We start from the raw sequence: 18,339 nt of genomic DNA on the forward strand, positions 1-18,339 counted from the left end.
GCCGGCGGCGGCGGAAGAGGGGCGTATATGGGCTGGACGGTCCTCTACATCGCGTTCGGCCTGGTCGCCCTGTGGCTGCTGGGTGAGGTCCTGCTCCAGAACAAGGCGCGGCTGCGCTGGCGGTTGCTCGCCTTCGCCGGTTTCCTCGCGGTGGTCGTCGGTGTCGTCATCCCGTCGGTGATCGTGATCGGGGTGGGCCTCGTCGCCTTCGCCGTCGGGCAGACCAATGTGACGCTCTCCTTCCGCCGCGGCTTCACCACCGGCTGGGCCCTGCGCGGTAAGGACGGCAAGCCCGGCATGCCCGGGAAGCAGGGCAAGCCCGCGGAGGGCCGGCGCCGCCGGGCCCGCACGTCCGGCCGGGCGGCCCCCGCCGAACCGACCCTGGAGGTCTCCGGCCTGGAGGCGGTGCAGCCCACCGACACCGACGGACGGGGCCTCAACGCCGCGGCCGTCAACGGGCTGGAGGACACCTTCGAGAGCACCGGCGGCTTCCAGAGCCAGGACGTCTACGCCGGGCAGGACGTCTACGCCGGGCAGGGCTCCTACACCGGGCAGGGCTCCTACGCCTACGACGACGCCGACGTCTTCCGCGGCCAGGAGCCGTACCAGGGCGGGCAGCCGGACCAAAGCGCCTATGAGACCCAGCCGTTCGCCGTCCAGGACGTCTACGCGCAGGCCGACGCCACCGCCGTCTACGCCCCGCAGCCGATGCCCGACGAGACCGGCCAGTACGGCATCTACAGCCCCGACGCCCGCGCCCCGCAACCCGAATACCCCGAATACCCCGCCTACGACGCGTACGGCGCCGCGGCCGGGAACGGTCCGGGCGACGCCAACGGCTATGCGTACGACGCCGGTTACGGGCAGAACGGCGCCGGCCAGAACGGGGCCGGGCAGGAATCCTGGGCCGATCCCTACGCGGCGTACAGCGACCCCCTGGGCCAGCAGGCGCCCTACTCCGACCCGTACATCGGCACCCAGCAGTACTCCGGGGCCTACGACCCCTACGGGCAGCCGGACCCCTACGCCCAGTCGCCCTACGCCGCGCAGCAAGCCGCGCAGCAATACGACGCGCAGGGACAGCCGCTGGGCCAGTATCCGGGCCAGTATCCGGGCCAGGGCTACGGCGAGACACCGCCCGGCGGTGTCTGGGTCCCCCAGCAGCGCGACAGCGAACTCCCGCCCGAGCAGCCGTATCCGCCCTACCAGCAGGGCTACGACGGGCAGCAGTACCGGTACTGAGCGGGCGGGGCGGTACACCGCGCGGGGGCGCCGACGGCGGCTCCCGGCAGCGGCCGGCTCCGGTGACCGGGAGCGGCACCGGGCCCTGATCCCACCCGGACCGCCCACCGCAGGGCCGTCAGGTGGAGCCGTGCCAGTCGTCGCCGTTCACGATCAGGCCCGCGACGATCGCGCCGGACATCCCGGCATGCGCGACCCCGCCGCCCGGGTGCGACCAGCCACCGACCGCGTAGAGCCCCGGTATCCGGGTGCGGTTGCCGGGCCGCAGAAAGCGGCCTTCCCGGCCGGCCAGCGCCGGTCCCGGCACCAGCATGTCGTCCGTGGGCGGCAGCACCTCCCGCCACAGCACCCGCTCCCGCAGCCCCGGCACCGCGGCCTCGGCGATCGCGGTCATCCGCTCCGCCTCGGCCGCCACGGCCGTCCCGTCGAGCCAGTCGACCGGGCCGTGCGGAGCGACCGTCGCGGTCAGCGTCACCGCCTCATGGGCGTCGTCCGGCCGCACGGTGGGGTCGTCCGGGCGCAGTACCGTCACCGTCGGCCGGTCACAGGGGGTCCGCAGCCCGGGGCCGTCGCCGAACACGCCCGCCAACTCGGCCGCCCGGTCGGCGGCATGGACCACGGTGCGGTGCACGGCGTCCGCGGGGCGTGCCCCGCGCACCGCCAGACAGACGGTCAGCCGCCCGGTGGCGCGCTCACGCGAGAGGGGGCGCACCTCGTCGGCGCCCCACGGCTCGCGGCCCCCGCAGAGCCCCGCGAGCCGCCCCGGGTCGATGCCCGCGACCACGAACTCCGCCTCGGCCACCCGGCCGTCGGCCAGTTCGACGCCCGCCACCCGGCCGTCCTTCTCCACGATCCCGGTCACCTCGGTGCCGAAGCCGAACTCCACCTTGCGCGCCAGACAGCGCGCGTACACCGCGTCGGCCAGCGCGCGCAGGCCGCCGCGCGGATACCAGCTGCCGAAGGTCTGCTCCATGTAAGGCAGCACGGCGGCGCTCGCCGGGGCGCTGCGCGGGTCGAAGCCGTAGGCCAGCGCATGGCTCTCCAGCAGCGCGACCAGTCGTGGGTCGGCCAGCTCACGGCGGGCCACCTCGGCGAGGGTCGCGGTCGTGGGGCCCTTGCCCCGGCCGAACAGCCCGCGCCGGCGCACCGCCGGATACGGATCGCGCCCCAGCACCCGCCAGTCCTGCCACAGCGGCTCCTCCAGGAGCGGACGGCGGGTGGCGTCCCAGGCCTCGCGGGCGCGGCCCACCAGGGCGCTCCAGCGCTCCCCGGTGCCCGCGCCCAGTGCCTCGTCCAGGGCCGCCAGCACGCCGGCCCGCGAGGCGTTCGGCAGGGACACGGCCGTGCCGTCGGCGAAGACATGGCGGCTCGCGGGGTCGACCTGGGACAGCTCGACGCAGCTCTCCAGTGGCTCCTTGCCGGTCTTGAGGAACAGATCCCGGTAGACGGCCGGCAGATGCAGCAGACCGGGCCCCGTGTCGAACGCGAAGCCGTCGCGCTCCAGACGCCGCACCGCACCGCCGTGCGTCGCGTCGCGCTCGAACACCGCCACCCGGTGGCCCGCGACGGCCAGCCGGGCAGCGGCCGCCATCGCGCCCATCCCGGCGCCGATCACCGCAATCCGTGCCATGCCTGCGACTTTATCCGGAGCCACTGACAACGCCTGCACGGCCGGCGGCCGGACCGGGCAGCGGCCCCGGCGCCACCGGCCGGCGCGGACCGTCAGAGCGCCGGCGGCACCGCACCGCCCGCCGTGGCGAGCCGCTTCTCCTCGCGCCGCTGCCGTCGGCGCCGGAGGTAGCGGCGGATGCGCGACCACAGGAAGACCACCACCGCGATCCCCGCGGCCAGCAGCGCCCCCGCGATGGCCGCGGCCGCCACCGGATGGAACACCGCGAAGGCCACCAGCCCGGCGACGCCCAGATCCTCGGCCAGGCTCAGCACGATGTTGCTGGCCGGCTCCGGCGAGGTGTTGACCGCGATCCGGGTGCCCGCCTTGACCAGATGGCTCACCAGCGCCGTCGAGCCGCCGACCGCGCCCGCCGCCAGCTGGGGCAGCGAACCGTCGTGCCCGGCCAGCAGCGCCGCCACCACGCCACCGGCGACCGGCCGGATCACCGTGTGCACGGCGTCCCAGACCGAGTCCACGTACGGGACCTTGTCGGCGACCGCCTCACACAGGAACAGGACGCCCGCCACGAGCAGCACATCGGGGCGCTGCAGCGCCGCGGGCACCTCCTCGCTGACGCCGGTCGCGCCGAGCAGGCCGAAGACGAGGACGACGGCATAGGCGTTGATCCCGCTCGCCCAGCCACTGGTGAACACCAAGGGAAGTACGGACACGTCGAAGAGCGTAGGCCCCGGCTGGGGGTGGGTGCTCAGGATTGAGTATCCGTACTCAGACACCGAGATGAGTAGGTACGCGGATGGGCCGCCGGCCGTCCGGACGGAAGAGTAGGGGCCACGGAAGGGAAGCGGCGCCGCACCGCCGACACGGGGCGGCGGAGCGGCGCGGCTCCCGGACGTGACGGGGGATACGGGGGATACGGGGGACGCACGGGGGAGCATGGGGGAAGCGCTGTCCTGGTCGGGTCGGGGGGGAACGATCTGCGCCAGGACAGCGCACTCTTTTGCGCGGACCCACGGGGGAGAACGGGTGCGCGCCGCGCCTGACCAGGGCGGCGCGCATCCGCTTTCGCACGGGAAGCACGTCCCGCAATCACGGGATCCGGCCCGGCCACGAGTCCCGCCCGCCGAGCCCCGCTAGGCGGCCTGGCCCCCCACCCGCCCCTGGAGCAGCCGGGACAGCGCCGCGTGCACGTCGTCGATCGACCGGTCCGGCTGGTAGGACTGCCAGTCCAGGGCCGCCACCAACACCATCCCGAAGAGTGCCGAGGCGGTCAGCGGGATATCGATCTCCTCGCTCAGCTCCCCCCGGGCCACCGCCTCGCGCAGCACGTTCTCCACCACCGTGATGGCCCGGTCGCGCACCACCATCAGCGTCGACTGCCACGCCCGGTTGGTGCGCCACAGCTCGGCCACGTACAGCTGGGTGAGCGCCGGGTAACGGGAGATGAAGTCCAGGCCGGCCCGGATCATCGCGTCCAGCGCGTCGATCCGGCTGCCGTCCCGGCCGGTGACCTCGTCGGCGGCCACCTGCAAGGAGGTCGCCAGCAGCTCGATGCCGTGCCGCAGCAACTCCTCGAAGAGAACGTTCTTGCTCGCGAAGTTGTAATACACCGTGCCCTTCGCGACGCCCGCCCGTTCGGCGATCTCGTCCACCGTGGTGGAGGAGAAACCCTGTTCGGCGATGAGCGTGACCGCGGCCTCGAAGAGCTTGCGCCGGGTGGCGTCGCGGCGGGAGTGGGAGCTGTCCATGGGGGCGATTGTGCCGCTCCCCGGGGAGCGATGCGCGACGCGACGGGTGCCGCCGCGGGCGTTCGGCTCCGGGAGAGCCGCCGGCACGGCGCTCGCGGACGCCGGCGGACGCTCACAGGCTCAGCTCCGGATGAAGGTCCCTCATCCGGACCACCTGGCGGCCCGGGCCGTCAGGGACGTCAGCACCAGCGCCCCGGCGGTGAACGCCGGCAGCACCGCACCGCCCTGCCACACGGGCGCGAGCTCCCCGCCCGTGATGAGCCGGCGCAGCCCCTCCACGAGGTAACTCATCGGCAGATACGGGTGGAGGGCGGCGAAGAAGCCCGGACTGGTCTGCACCGGATAGGTGCCGCCCGCCGAGGTCAGCTGGAGCATCAGCAGCGCCGGCACCAGGATCCGGCCGGCCGCGCCGAACTGCGCGTTCAGCCACTGCACGAGCGCCGAGAAACAGTCCGTGCCCAGGACCAGGAAGCCGATCGTGCCGGCCGCCCGCGCCATCTGCAGGCCGAGCGCGAAGTGCAGTACGGACATCAGGGCCGCCGTCTGCAGCGCCCCCACACCGACCACCGGCAGCCACCCGGACACCGCCACCCGCCAGGGGGACGCGCCCCTCGCCAGCGCCCTCCGGTTGAGCGGCTGGATCAGCATGTACGCCACCATCGCGCCGACCCACAGGGACAGCGGGATGAATTACGGGGCGAACCCGGTGCCGTGGTTCGGCGCCTTGTGGGCGGCGTCGGAGGCCAGCTGCACCGGGTCGGACATGACCCGGGTGCGCGCCTGGCGGTCCTTCGTGCCGTAGTCGGTGATCCGCCGCGCCCCGTCGTGCAGCCCGCCGGCCAGCTTCTGCGAGCCGTCGGAGAGCTTGAACATGCCGCCGTGCAGGGTGTGGGCGCCGTCGTCGAGTCTGCCCACACCGGAGTCGAGGTCGCCCATACCGGCCGCGGCCCGGCCCGTGCCGTCGTGCAACTGCCGCGTCCCGTCGTGGAGCGTGTGTGCGCCGGACGCCAACCGGGCGTTGCCGGCGGCCAGGCTACGCGCCCCCGCGGACACCTGGTGTGCCCCGTCGTTCAGATCGTTGATCTTCTTGACCGCGGCGTCCAGGTCGGCACCCAGGGTCGGCCCGTGCCGTGCCAGCTCGCTCGCCAGGGAGTGCAACGTGCCCAGGTCCCGGTCGAGTTGGTCGAGATTCTTCTGGTCGTGGACGTACCCGCTGACCTCCTCGGCCTTGTCCGCCGCGGTCGCCGCCTGCGCCGTGAGCGTCTTCAGCTGCGCGCAGGAGGCGTCGAGCCGCAGCCCGCTCTCACAGCGCAGCCGGTAGTAGTCGGCCAGCTGATCGGACATCCCCCGGGAGAGCTTGGCCCGTCGGACGCCGCTCGGGGCAGCTCGCCGAGGTGGTCCCGGACCGCCTGCGATCCGTCGGCCACCAGCCGCGCCGCCTCGCCGATCTCCCTCCCGTGCGCCCGGAGGAACGGCCCCCACCCTGCCGACGACCCCGTTGACGGTGTCGGCCAGCTGCTGGGTGCCCCGCGCGACCTGCCCGGAACCGTCGGCCACCTGCTGTGAGCCGTGGGCGGCGCGGTCGGCACCCCGGGCGAGGTCGGAGCTGCCCTGCGCGAGCCGGCCGGCGCCGGTGTCGAGCGCGCCCAGCCCCGTGACCAGCTTGCCGCTGCCGCTCTTCGCGTTGCCCAGGCCGTCGGCCAGTTCGCCCGCGCCGTGCCGGGCCTGCCCGATACCGTCGCGCGGCAGCTTCCCCCGCCCGAACCGCTTCAGCTCAAGAGCGGCGAGCCTCGGCGAGCGCATCTGCCGTTCCTTCCTCGTCGTGGCGGCGGCCGTGGTGGGAGCTCTCGCCGTGCTCGGCGGGAGCGCCGCAGGGCGCGGGCTCGTGGGGCTAGCCGGGCCGGTCGGGCTCGTGGGGCTCGTTGCTCTCAGGGGTGGCGGGGGGAGGCGGGGGAGGCGGGAGTCTTGGTGGCTCCGGTGTTTCGGGGGCCTCGGTGGTGTCGGCGTCCTCCGTGCTGCCCGTGCCGTCAGTGCTGCCCGTGCCGTCCGTGCCGTCCGAGCCGTCCGTGCCGTGCCTGGCGTCCGTGCCGTCCTCGGCGTCGGTGGATTCGCCGGGTGTGGTCTCCGGGGCGTCCCGCTCGGGGCGGTTTCCCGTACGCACCAGCACCACGCCCTCGTCGTCCTCCGGCGGTTCGCTGCACACCGCGAGCACCGTCGTGCCCGCCGCCGCGAGGCCGCGCAGCATGGCCCAGGCCCCGGAGCGCTCCTCGTCGGACAGCTTCAGGTCGGTGTCGTCGACGGCCAGCAGCCGCGGCCCGCCGATCAGGGCGAGCGCCACGGACAGCCGCAGCGCCTCCAGCCGCTCCAGGTCACGCACGGACGTACGGATCCCCTTGGGCAGCGACTCCGGATCGAGGCCCGCCGCCGCGAGCGCGGCGTCCACCAGGGCGCGGGCCTCGGCCCTGCGCTCCCGCCGCGGCCGCAGCAGACCCCGCAGCGAGCTGCCGAACCGGCCCTGCAACAGGGCACGTTCCCGCAGGTGCTCGCCGACCGTGAGGGCGGGATCGAGTTCGGTGACTCCGGGCACATGGGCGAGCGCGGTGACGGACCGGACCGCGGCCATCCTCTTCGGCAGCGGCAGCCCGCCGACCTCGGCACCGCCCTCCGCGGGCTTCATCCGTCCGGTGAGCGCCAGCAGCAGACACGTACGGCCCGAGCCCGACGGGCCCTGCACGGCGATCAGCGAGCCGGGGCCGGCCGTGAGGTCGATGTTCCGGAACGCCCATCCGCGGGGGCCCTTGAGCCCGAATCCCGTGGCCGTGACCGCCGCTCCGAGCGGGGTGCGGTCCACGATCCCTCCTTGAACTGACTGGTCAGTTCAAAAAGTATCCGCACCCCGCCGCCGGTTCCGCAAGGGGCGCGGGGCACGGCTTCTCGGCAATCGCTCGGGATTCTCTCCCCTTTTCACCGAAAAGCGCAGGTCAGAGTCGATTGTCAGTGGCGTACGTCACGATGGTTTCACGTGGTCCCGAATCGGCATCCGGTCCTGAACCGGCATGCGACGACAGGAGGTTCGTCATGGCAGCCAGTCCCCGCAGGGGCAGCTCCGCTGCGTACGGTCCCCCGAACGATGTCCACCCCGTCCTGCGGCGGGCGGCCGCGCCACCCGCCGCCCTCGCTCTGCTCGCCCAGGCCCAGCAGGGTCTGGAGGAAGCGCAGACCCTGGAAACCCCCAACGAGCGGTTCGCCACGGCCCATCTGGCCGCGTTGCGCACGGCCGCCGCCGTCCTCGCCGTCCGTGGCCGGCCCGAGGCCACCGTGCGCCGCCGGCAGCGCATCCGCAGCGCCTGGGAGGTCCTCCCCGAGGTCGCTCCCGAACTCACCGAGTGGAGCGCGCTCTTCGCCGCCGGGGCGGAGCGCCGCGCGAAGGCGGAGGCCGGCATAGCCGGCGCGGCCGGCCGCCGCGACGCCGATGATCTTCTGCGGGACGTCGCGCTGTTCCTGCGCCTGGTGGAGCGGATGCTGCTCCTCCAGCCGTCGCTGCCACCCCAGCGCGCGGGGTAGAGGGCGACAGCGCCAAGGGGAGGCGGGGGGTGGGGCGGGGGAGGGGAGGGCCCGGGGGGGGGAGGGAGGGAATGGGAGCCCCCGCCCCCACGCCGTACACACGACGTACGGCTCCGCAGGCGGCGCAGGCCGCCGGACGGAATAGGGTGGTGGACGCCTAGACGTTCATGCCCCCGCCGAGGAGCCACCCGCCGTGTCTGACCCGCTGCGCCCCCGCGCATCCCTTCGTACCGCCGTGGTCTGGGAGGTCCTCAAGGACGCCCTGGAGCGCCGGGTCAAGACCGCCGGGCGCGATGTCCTGGACGTCCTCGACACCGGCGGCGGCACCGGCAACTTCGCCGTGCCGGTCGCCCGCCTCGGCCACCGCGTCACGGTCGTCGACCCCAGCCCCAACGCCCTCTTCGCCCTGGAACGCCGGGTCGCCGAGGCCGGCGTCGCCGACCGGGTACGCGCGGTCCAGGGCGACGCCCACGGCCTCTTCGATGTCGTCGAGCGCGGCGGCTACGACATCGTGCTCTGCCACGGCGTGCTGGAGTACGTCGACGACCCGGCCGAGGGCCTCCGCAACGCCGTCGACGCGCTGCGTCCGGCCGGCACCCTCAGCCTGCTCGCGGCCGGCCTGGGCGGCGCCGTCCTCGCCCGCGCCCTCGCGGGCCACTTCCACGAGGCCCGCCACGCCCTGACCGATCCGACCGGACGCTGGGGCGAGGGTGACCCGGTCCCACGCCGCTTCACCGCCGACCAGCTCACCGACCTGGTGTCCGCCACCGGTCTGCAGGTCGGCGCGGTCCACGGCGTGCGGGTCTTCGCCGATCTGGTCCCCGGCGTGCTGGTCGACACCGAGCCGGGTGCCATGGAGGCCCTGCTGAAGCTCGAGGCGGCCGCCGCGGAGCAGCCCGCGTTCCACTCGGTGGCCACCCAGCTGCACGTCCTGGCCGAGCGCGACTGACCCGCGCGGCACAACCGACTACCGCGTGCAGTCGGCCACAGACCACCCGATCAGCCCCTTCGCCCCGTATGATCGGGGTAAGACGTTCCGGCATGACGGACAGGCGGTCGGGGAATGCAGGCAGCATCATCCCCGGTCGCCTCGGCGGCCCGGACAGTGAACTGGCGCTGAGGGGCGGGTTTCACGGGGGCGATTCCCTGCCTATCCTGAAAGGGTCGCAACCGGTCGCCCCCCGCGACCGACGAGTAGGAGGACTCCGTGCCGCTCTCGGAGCACGAGCAGCGCATGCTCGAGCAAATGGAGCGAGCGCTGTACGCCGAAGATCCCAAGTTCGCGACAGCGCTTGAGGGAAGCGGGCTGCGCACGTACACCCGGCGACGGGTCTACCAAGCGGTCGCGGGCTTCCTGGTGGGTATCGCCCTGCTCATGGCCGGCATGGTCGCGCAGCAGATCTGGATCAGTGTCGTGGGCTTCCTCGTCATGCTCGGCTGCGCGGTGCTGGCGGTCACCGGCTGGCGCAAGGCCCCCCGGCAGGGCCAGCAGCAAGCCCGCGTGGGTTCCGCGGGCGCCGCAGGTGCACCGGCACGCCGGCCCAGGCAGCGGCGCTCGATGATGAACCGCATCGAGGACCGCTGGCAGCGCCGCAGGGACGAGCAACAGGGCCACTGAGCCGACGGATCGCCAGATCACCACAGCGACGGACCTCCCGGGGACTCTTCGGAGTCCCCGGCTTCGGCTGTGGCTCACCTCAGCCTTTCCTTCACGCACCCGAAGCGGCCCCTCCGGCCGCTTCCTGCATTTCCGGGCTCCGGCCCTCCGCCCCTCCGGCCCGCCGGCGTCGAGGACCGGCTCGCTGACGGTGCGGCGCGGTACGCCTTCGCGCAGCGTCCCGTCCCCACGTCAAGCCTTGGCTGCCCGCTGCCCGCTGCCCGCTGCCCGCTGCCCGCTGCCCGCTGCCCGCTGCCCGCTGCCCGCTGCCCCGGGAGCGTGCTGAGCGGCGCGTGGCCGGTGAGCGCACCCTCCTCCCGCAGGTAGCCCTCCGCCGGCCGATGAGCCGACGGCCCGCTCTGCGCTGATGCTTGGGCGTGCGCCGGTTGCTCGTGCGACGCCTCGACGGCTCGATGCCTCGGTGGTTCGCCGGCCCAGTGGTGCGAAGGTCCCGAGCCCCAGGGGACCGGGCCCGGCGCGCTGGGCGCACAGCGTCCTCCGCCGTCGCCGGCACGCCGCGCCGGGCCCGCCCGACCGGACCGCGCAGACCCCGGCGCCCGCATGCATCACCGCGCCCTTCGCGCCTGGAGACCCGCGCGCCCCGTCCCCGGACGCTATGCCCGCTGACGGCCCTGACGGCCGCCCGACCGGAGAGCCGTCACGGCCCGCCGTGCCAGGGCCACCGGGCGGCTGGTGCGGCACCGGAGCAGGAAGGCCGTCCAGCGGGCGGACCAGGCGTGGGTCAGGCGGGCCGCCGAGCGCGGGGCGAGCCGGGCGCGCACCCGGACAGCACGGGGTGCGCCGGCCTGCAACCCGGACCGGACCCGCTGTACATCCGCGGCGAGCCCGGACACCGGCTGCGGATGCGGGGCGTACAGGACCTGTTCGACCGCGGTCGCGACTCGCTGGGCGGCCGCGGCGGGCTCCGGTTGCAGTGCTCCGATGCTGATGATCCGGGCCGCCGCCTTGCGCGGGGTCAGCGAGGCGTCCGGCAGGATGCCCAAGTCCCAGGCGGTGTCCAGCAACTCCCGCCAGGCGGCGAGGGTCCCCGCCATGCGGTCCTCGTCAGAGGCCGTGGCCGCCAAGCGTCTGGAGCGGATACGCAGCCGCCACAGCAGGGGGACCGCGGGCAGCAGCAGGGCCAGCAGGGCGGCCGACAGGATGCCGGCGATGGCCCAGGGGGACGTGCCGCCGTCCGTCGGGCCGGCGCCGGACTGCGCGGGAAGGGTGAGGCAGGCCGATCCGCTGCCGGTCTGCTGAGTGTCCGGACCGCAGGAGGGGGCCGCGGTCGGACCGTCGTCCGAGGGGGCGGCCGACCGGGAGGGCTCGGGGGCCGGATCGCCGGGGTCGGCCGGGGCGGAGGTGTCGGGGTAGGCGTAGTCCGGGATGCTGCCGCGGCTCGGGGTCGGCTCGAAGCGGGTCCAGCCGACGCCCTGGAAGTACAGCTCGGGCCAGGCGTGGGCGTCCTTGAGACCGACCGAGGTCGTGCCGTCGGGCTGCTTGGTGCCGGGGGTGAAGCCCACCGCGACCCGGGCCGGAATGCCCAGCGTCCGGGCCATCGCCGCCATCGAGAACGAGAAGTGGACGCAGAAGCCCTCCTTCTGCCGCAGGAACCGGGCGATGGCCTCGGAACCGCTGCCGGCCCGGACTTCCGTGTTGTAGGTGAAGCCGCCGTTGAGCGCGAACCAGTCCTGGAGCTTGACGGCCTTGGCGTAGGCGGTCGGTGCGCCGTGGGCCACCCGGCGGGCGGTGCTGCGCACGACCGGGGGAAGCGAGCCGGGGACCTTGGTGTACTCGCGCAGCAGCTTGGCGGGCGGCGCCGGGGCGGCGGCCAGCTGCCGGGACGTGGGCCGCACCTGCAGGCTTTCGACCTGGTACTGCAGGCCGTGGGTGTTCTGGCCGCGGTCCCCGACGAGCGTGCGGCCCTGGGGCTCGAAGCGCCAGCGCCCGGAGATGTCCACCTTGGACGCCGGGTAGGGGAGCGGCAGCCAGTTCTGGGCATACCACTCGGCGGTCGAAATGGAGGTGTTGACGTGGTCGAGGGCGACCGAGGAGCTGAGACCGGGCGGCCGCGGCAGCCGCTCGGGGACGTCCGTGACCGTCCGCTCGGAGGGCTTCCAGGTCGTGCCGTCGAACTGGTCCAGGGCGACGATCCGCAGATACATGTCGCGGGAGTCGGCGGCGGTCGTGCGGTAGTTGAGGACTTCCTTGTCCTCGGGCTGGTTGAGGCTGTCCTGCAGCGACACCAGCGGGTTGACCGCGGAGATCGTGCCGCCGCCGCTGCCCGGCCCCACGCCGTGGGCGCCGCCGCCGAACAGCCCGCCGCCCAGGGAGGGGAGCAGGGCGGGCACCGCCACCGCGATGCCGAGCACCAGCGCGCCGATCCTGCGGCCCGTCCGCACGGGGGCGAGCGAGGACCCGCCGGTGCCGGCGAAGCCCCGTGTGCGGTCCGGGCCGCCCGGACCGCCGAACACCCGGCCCCACTGGGAGAGCCGGTCGCGGCCCTCGGCCAGCAGGAGCAGCAGATAGCCCGCGGCCGCTATCAGGAACCGCAGCCAGCCCGCGCCCCCCTGGGACAGCCCCGCCGCCACCGAATAGAGCGCGAGCAGCGGCAGCCCGGCGGGCGCGGCGCTGCGGTAGGTGACCGCCAGCGCGTCCACCAGCAGGCCGATCAGCAGCACTCCGGCGATCAGCAGCAGCCGGATGCCGGGGGTGACGGGGGCGGGGATGGCGTAACGGCCGACGTCGCGAACGCCGTCGTGCAGCAGCCGGCCGAATTCCGTGACGGCGTCCGGGCCCGGCAGCACGCCGAGGATCGCCTCGCCCGGCGCGAAGAACACCGTCAGCAGCAGCACGGCGACCAGGGCCTGTGCGCCGATGACCAGCGGCCCGGCGAGGGGGGCCCGGCGGGCGGCCGCACCCACACCGGTCACGACGGCCAGCAGGGCGGCCGCCTGGATCATCCAGGTGACCGGGTCCACCAGCGGCAGCAGCGCGCCGGCGGCACACAGGGTGGCCACCGCCGCGCACAGCGCCAGCCGTGCCCGGCCGCTCATGCGCGTGCCCCCGTTCGCCCCGGGCGGGCCGGGAACGCGCCGCACCCACCGCCGCAGGGCGGCTCCGGCCGCCTCTCCCGCACCCCTCCAGGGCTCGGGAACCCGTTCATGACCAGCCCCCCGCCGGAGTCTGCACCGCGTCCGCTTCCGCATCCGCCGGGCGCCGCGGCCCGGACCCCGCACGCCACAGGTCGGCGAGGGTGTCCCCGGGGGTCACCGGCAGCGCCTTCCAGCCCGCCTCCCGCAGCAGCCGCAGCCGGTCGGCCACCGGGACCTGACCGGCGGAGAATGCGATGCCGCCGGGGCCGCGGGTCCAGGCGTCGCCGTCCAGGACGAACGCGAGGGCCGCTCCGCAGCGCTGCCGCATCCGCCCGGCCACCGCCGCCTGCCGCTCGTCCAGGTCGCCGAAGAAGGCGACCAGCAGTCCTTCGCTGCCGCCGCGCAGCACGTCGTACGCCCCCGACAACCCCTCTTCCTCGGACTGCTCCACGACGGCGAGGGTGTCCAGCACCAGGCCCGCGGCATCGGCCGATTCCGTGCCGCCGCCGAAGCCGTCGGGGCCCGGGACCGAGGTGCCGGTGTCGGTCAGCAGCCGCACCGAGAAACCGCGCTCCAGCAGATGCGCCGCGCTCGACGCGGCGCCCGTCACCGCCCATTCGAAGGCCGAGTCGGGACCCGAGCCCGGGTGGGCCGTCGCGCGGGTGTCGAGCAGGATCGTGCAGCGGGTCTTCTGCGGCTGCTCCTCCCTGCGGACCATCAACTCGCCGTAGCGCGCGGTGGAGCGCCAGTGGACCCGGCGCAGATCGTCGCCGTGCCGGTAGCCGCGCGGAATGACGTCGTCCTCGCCGGCCAGTGCCGGCGACCGCTGGCGTCCCTCGCCGTAGCCGGCGGCCTCGCCCGCCAGGCGCACCGGCGGCAGCGGCTCGATGCGCGGCACCACCGTGAGGGTGTCGCAGGTGCTGAACGAGCGGGTCAGCTCGCACATCCCGAACGGGTCGGACAGGCGCAGTTGCAGCGGTCCCAGCGGATAGCGGCCGCGCAGGTCGGAGCGGACGCGGTAGGAGACCTCACGGCGGCCGCCGGCCTCGACCCGGTCCAGGACGAACCGGGGCCGGGGCCCGAGGACGTACGGCACGCGGTCCTGGAGCATCAGCACCCCCGTCGGCAGCCGGGAGACGTTCTCCATCCGCAGCCGGACCCGGGACTCGGCGGCCACGGGCACCCGGGCCGGGGAGAGCGTGCGGCTGCCCGCGACCCGGTAGCGGGTGCGGTGCAGGACCAGGACGCACACCAGCGGCAGCGCGGCGAGCAGCAGACCGACCCGCAGCAGATCCGGCTGGCCGAGGAGGAAGGAGCACACCGCGGCGGCCATCCCGGCGGCCAGGAACGATCTGCCGCGTGTCGTCAGTCCCCTGAGCGCCGCCCGCAGTCCGTCCCGCTCCGGCGTCCCCCCGCTCCCCCCCTGGGACATCACAACCCCCGGACGCCGGGCGGCCGCTGACCGGGTGTGCGCCATGGCTGCGCGGACGGGTCGGGGACCGGGACGCGCTGCACGATCTCCCGGACGATCTGTTCGGCGCTGCGGCGGTTCAACTGGGCCTGGGCCGTGGGCAGCAGCCGGTGGGTGAGCACCGGCACCACGAGCGACTGGACGTCGTCCGGGAGGGCGTACTCCCGGCCCAGGAGCGCGGCGGAGGCCTTGGCGGCGCGCAGCAGATGCAGGGTGGCGCGCGGTGAGGCGCCGAGCCGCAGTTCGGGGTGGCTGCGGGTGGCCGCGACCAGATCCACGGTGTATCTGCGGACCGCTTCGGCGACATGGACCTCGCGCACGGCTTCGGTGAGCTTCACGATCTCGTGGGCGTGCGCGACCGGCTGGAGGTCGTCCAGGGGCGAGGCGCCGCCGTGCACATCCAGCATCTGCAGCTCGGCCGCCGGGCTGGGGTAGCCGATCGACACCCGCGCCATGAAGCGGTCCCGCTGGGCCTCGGGGAGGGGGTAGGTGCCCTCCATCTCGACCGGGTTCTGGGTGGCGATCACCATGAACGGGCTGGGCAGCTCGTAGGTCTGCCCGTCCATCGTGACCTGGTGCTCCTCCATGGACTCCAGGAGCGCCGACTGTGTCTTGGGCGAGGCGCGGTTGATCTCGTCGCCGATCACGATCTGGGAGAAGATCGCGCCGGGCTTGAACTCGAAGTCCCGCTGTTGCTGGTCGAAGATGCTGACGCCGGTGATGTCGGAGGGCAGCAGGTCCGGTGTGAACTGGATGCGCCGCACCGAGCAGTCGACGGAGCGGGCCAGCGCCTTGGCGAGCATGGTCTTGCCGACGCCGGGCACGTCCTCGATGAGCAGATGTCCCTCGGCCAGGAGCACGGTCAGTGCGAGCCGTACGACCTCCGGCTTGCCCTCGATCACGCTCTCCACCGACCGGCGGACCCGGTCCGCGGTGGTGGTCAGATCGCTGAGGCTCGCTCGTTCGTCATACGTCGTCACTCGGCCCTCCTCGGTCCCGTGCCACGGGCAGGGGCCCCCTCTGCGGACCCGGCCCACCCCGAAAGCGCGCATCGCACCCGGCCACCCGGCCGGACGACGTCACGTACGCATTCTTGCCGCCCGCGCGGCCTCGCGTCATGACCTGTGGATAACTCACAAGGTTATGTTCCGGCTTTCCGGGCCTTCGGGGCGAAACCGGCCTTCCGCTCCGGCCCCGGCCACCCCGACCCCCGGCCACCCCCTGGTCCCAGGCCCACCCCGGCCTCCGGCCACCCCCGGCCCCCGTGCCCCGGTCGCCCCCGGCCCGGCCGGCCGGGGGCGGTCCCGCACATCAGTCCTGCGGATCGATCTCCCGCAGCAGACCGGTCGTCACATCGAAGACGAAGCCGCGGACGTCGTCGGTGTGCGGCAGGAAGGGCGAGGTGCGCACCCGCTGCATCGACTGCCGCACGTCCTCGTCGAGGTCCTTGAACGCCTCGACCGCCCAGGTGGGACGCTGCCCGACCTCGGCCGCCAGATCGTGGCGGAAGTCCTCGGTCAGGCTGAGCAGACCGCAGTTGGTGTGGTGGATGAGGACGACCGAGCGGGTGCCGAGTGCCCGCTGGCTGATCGTCAGGGACCGGATGATGTCGTCGGTGACCACCCCGCCGGCATTGCGGATGGTGTGGCAGTCGCCGAGCTTCAGGCCAAGAGCGGCGTGCAGATCGATCCTGGCGTCCATACAGGAGACGACAGCGACCTTGCGCACCGGCCGGGCGTCCATCCCGGGGTCCGTGAACGACGCGGCATAGCGCTGGTTGGCCTCGACGAGACTGTCGGTGACGGTGCCGTCGGCACCGCCGGCGGCGTTGTCGGAGGACGGGGGCAGCGGCTGCGATGCAGGTATGGGCATGGAAACACGGTAATCGGCGCCGGCTCTTCCGGCTGCACAGGAGGCCGGGCATAGGGGGCGACATCACTCCTTGTGAGGTAACCCACAGGTCCGTCCGTCCCCCCGCCGTCCGGGTGAGCGGCCCGCGGGAAGCCGGCGGGATGGCCGCGGCAAAGCCGTCGCAGGACGCGCGGAACCGGTTGATTGACCGGGACAGCAGGTGGACTAAAGTGGCGCGAAGTGGGAGGCGTGACGCTCTCCTTGGATACCGGATTCCTCGCGTGCGCGCGTCGTACGTACGGCTCGGCCTCCTCCCGCTCCCATGGTCTTCCGACGTCACTTCCCCGTCGCCGGAGGGCCACTTCCCCTTCAGAGCGGGCGGGGACCAAGCGGTACGTGCGGCATCCCCCAGCCAGCGGCCGGGGACCCACCTGCCGCCCAGCCCATCGGAAGGCACATGAGCGAGCGTAGCGAGCGAACCAGGAAGAAGTGCGCGCTCTGCGCGGGCAGGCGGGCCGAGCGCGGCGGGGCCGCCGGATGAACGGCAGCACCCGTCACGTACCCGTCATGCTCCAGCGGTGCCTGGACATGCTCGCCCCCGCGCTCGCCGAGCCCGGCGCGGTCGTCGTCGACTGCACGCTCGGCCTCGGCGGCCACAGCGAGGCGCTGCTCGCCACCTTCCCCGCGGCCCGGCTCATCGCCCTCGACCGCGACCCCTCCGCCCTGAAGCTCGCGGGCGAACGGCTCGCCCCGTACGGGGAGCGCGCCACCCTGGTGCACGCCGTCTACGACGAGCTCCCCGAGGTCCTCGACCGGCTCGGGACCCCGCGCGTCCAGGGTGTGCTCTTCGATCTCGGGGTCTCCTCCATGCAGCTCGACGAGGCCGACCGCGGCTTCGCGTACGCGCAGGACGCCCCGCTCGACATGCGGATGGACCAGACGACCGGCATCAGCGCCGCGGAGGTCCTCAACACCTACGCGCCCGGTGAGCTGGTCCGGATCCTGCGCTCCTACGGTGAGGAGAAGCAGGCCAAGCGGATCGTCGAGGCCGTCGTGCGCGAGCGGGCCAAGGAGCCGTTCACCAACAGCGCGCGGCTGGTCGAGCTGATCCGCGACGCGCTGCCGCAGGCCGCCAAGCGCACCGGCGGCAACCCCGCCAAGCGCACGTTCCAGGCGCTGCGCATCGAGGTCAACGGGGAGCTGCAGAGCGTGGAGCGTGCCGTTCCGGCCGCCGTGAAGGCGCTCGCGGTCGGCGGCCGGATCGCCGTGCTCGCCTACCACTCGCTGGAGGACCGGCTGGTCAAGCAGGTCTTCGCGGCCGGCGCGGCCAATACGGCGCCGCCCGGACTGCCGGTCGTCCCCGAGCGCTATCAGCCCCGGCTCAAGCTGCTGACCCGCGGCGCCGAGCTCCCCACGGAGGAGGAGGTCGCCGAGAACCGCCGCGCGGCCCCCGCCCGGCTGCGCGGCGCGGAGCGCATCCGCGAGAACGTCGAGGACACCGCATGAAAGGCCAGGGGAGACCGCGCGGCAGGCAGTACCGCCTCGCCGCGCTGCTCCCCTCCGGGGCCGGTGGCCGGGGCACGGCGGCGCGCACGCCCTTCGTGTTCCTGATCGTCGTCCTGCTCGGCTCCGGCCTGATCACCCTGCTGCTGCTCAACTCCGCGCTCAACCAGGGCTCGTTCGAGCTCAGCAAGCTGGAGAAGAAGACCGACGAGCTGACGGACGAGCAGCAGGCCCTCCAGCAGGACGTGGACGCCTACTCCGCCCCGGACGCGCTGGAGCGGCGCGCCCGGAGGCTGGGGATGGTGCCGGGCGGCTCCCCGGCGTTCCTGCTCCCCGACGGCACGGTCCACGGCCGGCCGGGCAAGGCCACGTCGACGGGGGCGCCGCTGAGCAGCTCCGCCGAGCCCTCGCTGCTGTCCGCCCCCGGCCGCACCGGACCCTCCGCACAGCCCCTCCCGGCCGCCGCCGGTGTGGCGGGACCGGAGGACGCACCGGCCGTTCCGGCGCCCCCGGACGGCGCCCTGCGCGCCCCGTCCGGCGCGGGTGCCCCCTCTCCGACGACCGCCGGCAGGTGACCG

General features: G+C 74.1%; 14 protein-coding genes and 1 pseudogene. 6 read left to right on the forward strand and 9 right to left on the reverse strand.

Annotated features, from left to right (window positions below; genetic code table 11):
• Positions 1–27: 27 nt before the first annotated feature.
• Entirely contained in the window at positions 28–1,242 is a 1,215-nt protein-coding gene (locus tag OIU81_RS27250; RefSeq protein ID WP_329151925.1) for a hypothetical protein, read from the forward strand.
• A 118-nt stretch (positions 1,243–1,360) separates the two neighbouring features.
• On the opposite strand, the gene OIU81_RS27255 is transcribed toward OIU81_RS27250, so the two are convergent.
• From OIU81_RS27255 to OIU81_RS27275, 5 genes and pseudogenes are all read right to left on the reverse strand, one after another.
• Positions 1,361–2,872, reverse strand: a complete 1,512-nt coding sequence (locus OIU81_RS27255) for a phytoene desaturase family protein (RefSeq protein ID WP_329151926.1) — start codon at positions 2,870–2,872, stop codon at positions 1,361–1,363.
• Positions 2,873–2,964: 92 nt separating this feature from the next.
• Positions 2,965–3,585: a DUF4126 domain-containing protein gene (locus tag OIU81_RS27260; RefSeq protein ID WP_329151928.1), complete on the reverse strand. Its 621-nt coding sequence runs from the start codon at positions 3,583–3,585 to the stop codon at positions 2,965–2,967.
• 420 nt (positions 3,586–4,005) lie between these two features.
• On the reverse strand, positions 4,006–4,620 hold the full coding sequence (locus OIU81_RS27265; RefSeq protein ID WP_329151929.1) for a TetR/AcrR family transcriptional regulator: 615 nt from the start codon (positions 4,618–4,620) through the stop codon (positions 4,006–4,008).
• 112 nt (positions 4,621–4,732) lie between these two features.
• Positions 4,733–6,423, reverse strand: a pseudogene (locus OIU81_RS27270) (YhgE/Pip family protein).
• Between the two features lie 88 nt (positions 6,424–6,511).
• Entirely contained in the window at positions 6,512–7,471 is a 960-nt protein-coding gene (locus tag OIU81_RS27275) for an ATP-binding cassette domain-containing protein (protein WP_329151931.1), read from the reverse strand.
• Positions 7,472–7,698: 227 nt separating this feature from the next.
• Here OIU81_RS27275 and OIU81_RS27280 point away from each other — a divergent pair, with 227 nt between their 5' ends.
• The 3 genes from OIU81_RS27280 (at position 7,699) to OIU81_RS27290 (ending at position 9,802) form a co-directional block, all read left to right on the forward strand.
• A complete protein-coding gene (locus tag OIU81_RS27280; protein WP_329151933.1) occupies positions 7,699–8,184 on the forward strand; it encodes an SAV_6107 family HEPN domain-containing protein in 486 nt (161 codons plus the stop codon).
• A 193-nt stretch (positions 8,185–8,377) separates the two neighbouring features.
• Entirely contained in the window at positions 8,378–9,133 is a 756-nt protein-coding gene (locus tag OIU81_RS27285; protein ID WP_329151935.1) for a methyltransferase, read from the forward strand.
• Between the two features lie 258 nt (positions 9,134–9,391).
• On the forward strand, positions 9,392–9,802 hold the full coding sequence (locus tag OIU81_RS27290; protein ID WP_329151937.1) for a DUF3040 domain-containing protein: 411 nt from the start codon (positions 9,392–9,394) through the stop codon (positions 9,800–9,802).
• A 653-nt stretch (positions 9,803–10,455) separates the two neighbouring features.
• Here the strand turns inward: OIU81_RS27290 and OIU81_RS27295 are convergent.
• The 4 genes from OIU81_RS27295 to OIU81_RS27310 all read right to left on the reverse strand — a co-directional run bounded on the left by OIU81_RS27295 (position 10,456) and on the right by OIU81_RS27310 (position 16,279).
• Positions 10,456–12,897 (reverse strand): transglutaminase family protein, encoded by a 2,442-nt coding sequence (locus OIU81_RS27295; protein ID WP_329151938.1) that lies wholly within the window; start codon positions 12,895–12,897, stop codon positions 10,456–10,458.
• 106 nt (positions 12,898–13,003) lie between these two features.
• Positions 13,004–14,368 carry a DUF58 domain-containing protein gene (locus tag OIU81_RS27300; RefSeq protein ID WP_329151940.1) on the reverse strand — a complete coding sequence of 455 codons (1,365 nt, stop codon included), beginning with the start codon at positions 14,366–14,368 and terminating at the stop codon, positions 13,004–13,006.
• Positions 14,368–15,387, reverse strand: coding sequence for an AAA family ATPase (locus OIU81_RS27305; protein ID WP_329151941.1), 1,020 nt, complete (start codon positions 15,385–15,387; stop codon positions 14,368–14,370). The genes OIU81_RS27300 and OIU81_RS27305 overlap by 1 nt, the downstream gene beginning before the upstream one ends.
• 331 nt (positions 15,388–15,718) lie before the next feature.
• Entirely contained in the window at positions 15,719–16,279 is a 561-nt protein-coding gene (locus OIU81_RS27310; RefSeq protein ID WP_329151943.1) for a beta-class carbonic anhydrase, read from the reverse strand.
• A gap of 516 nt (positions 16,280–16,795) precedes the next feature.
• On the opposite strand from OIU81_RS27310, the gene rsmH reads away from it, so the two are divergent.
• Entirely contained in the window at positions 16,796–17,764 is a 969-nt protein-coding gene (gene rsmH / locus OIU81_RS27315; protein WP_329151945.1) for a 16S rRNA (cytosine(1402)-N(4))-methyltransferase RsmH, read from the forward strand.
• A complete protein-coding gene (locus tag OIU81_RS27320) occupies positions 17,761–18,336 on the forward strand; it encodes an FtsB family cell division protein (protein WP_329151946.1) in 576 nt (191 codons plus the stop codon). Before rsmH ends, OIU81_RS27320 begins: the two co-directional genes overlap by 4 nt.
• Positions 18,337–18,339: the final 3 nt, after the last annotated feature.

Origin of the sequence: Streptomyces sp. NBC_01454 (assembly GCF_036227565.1) — a bacterium.
In the GTDB taxonomy this organism is placed as follows: Bacteria; Actinomycetota; Actinomycetes; order Streptomycetales; family Streptomycetaceae; genus Streptomyces.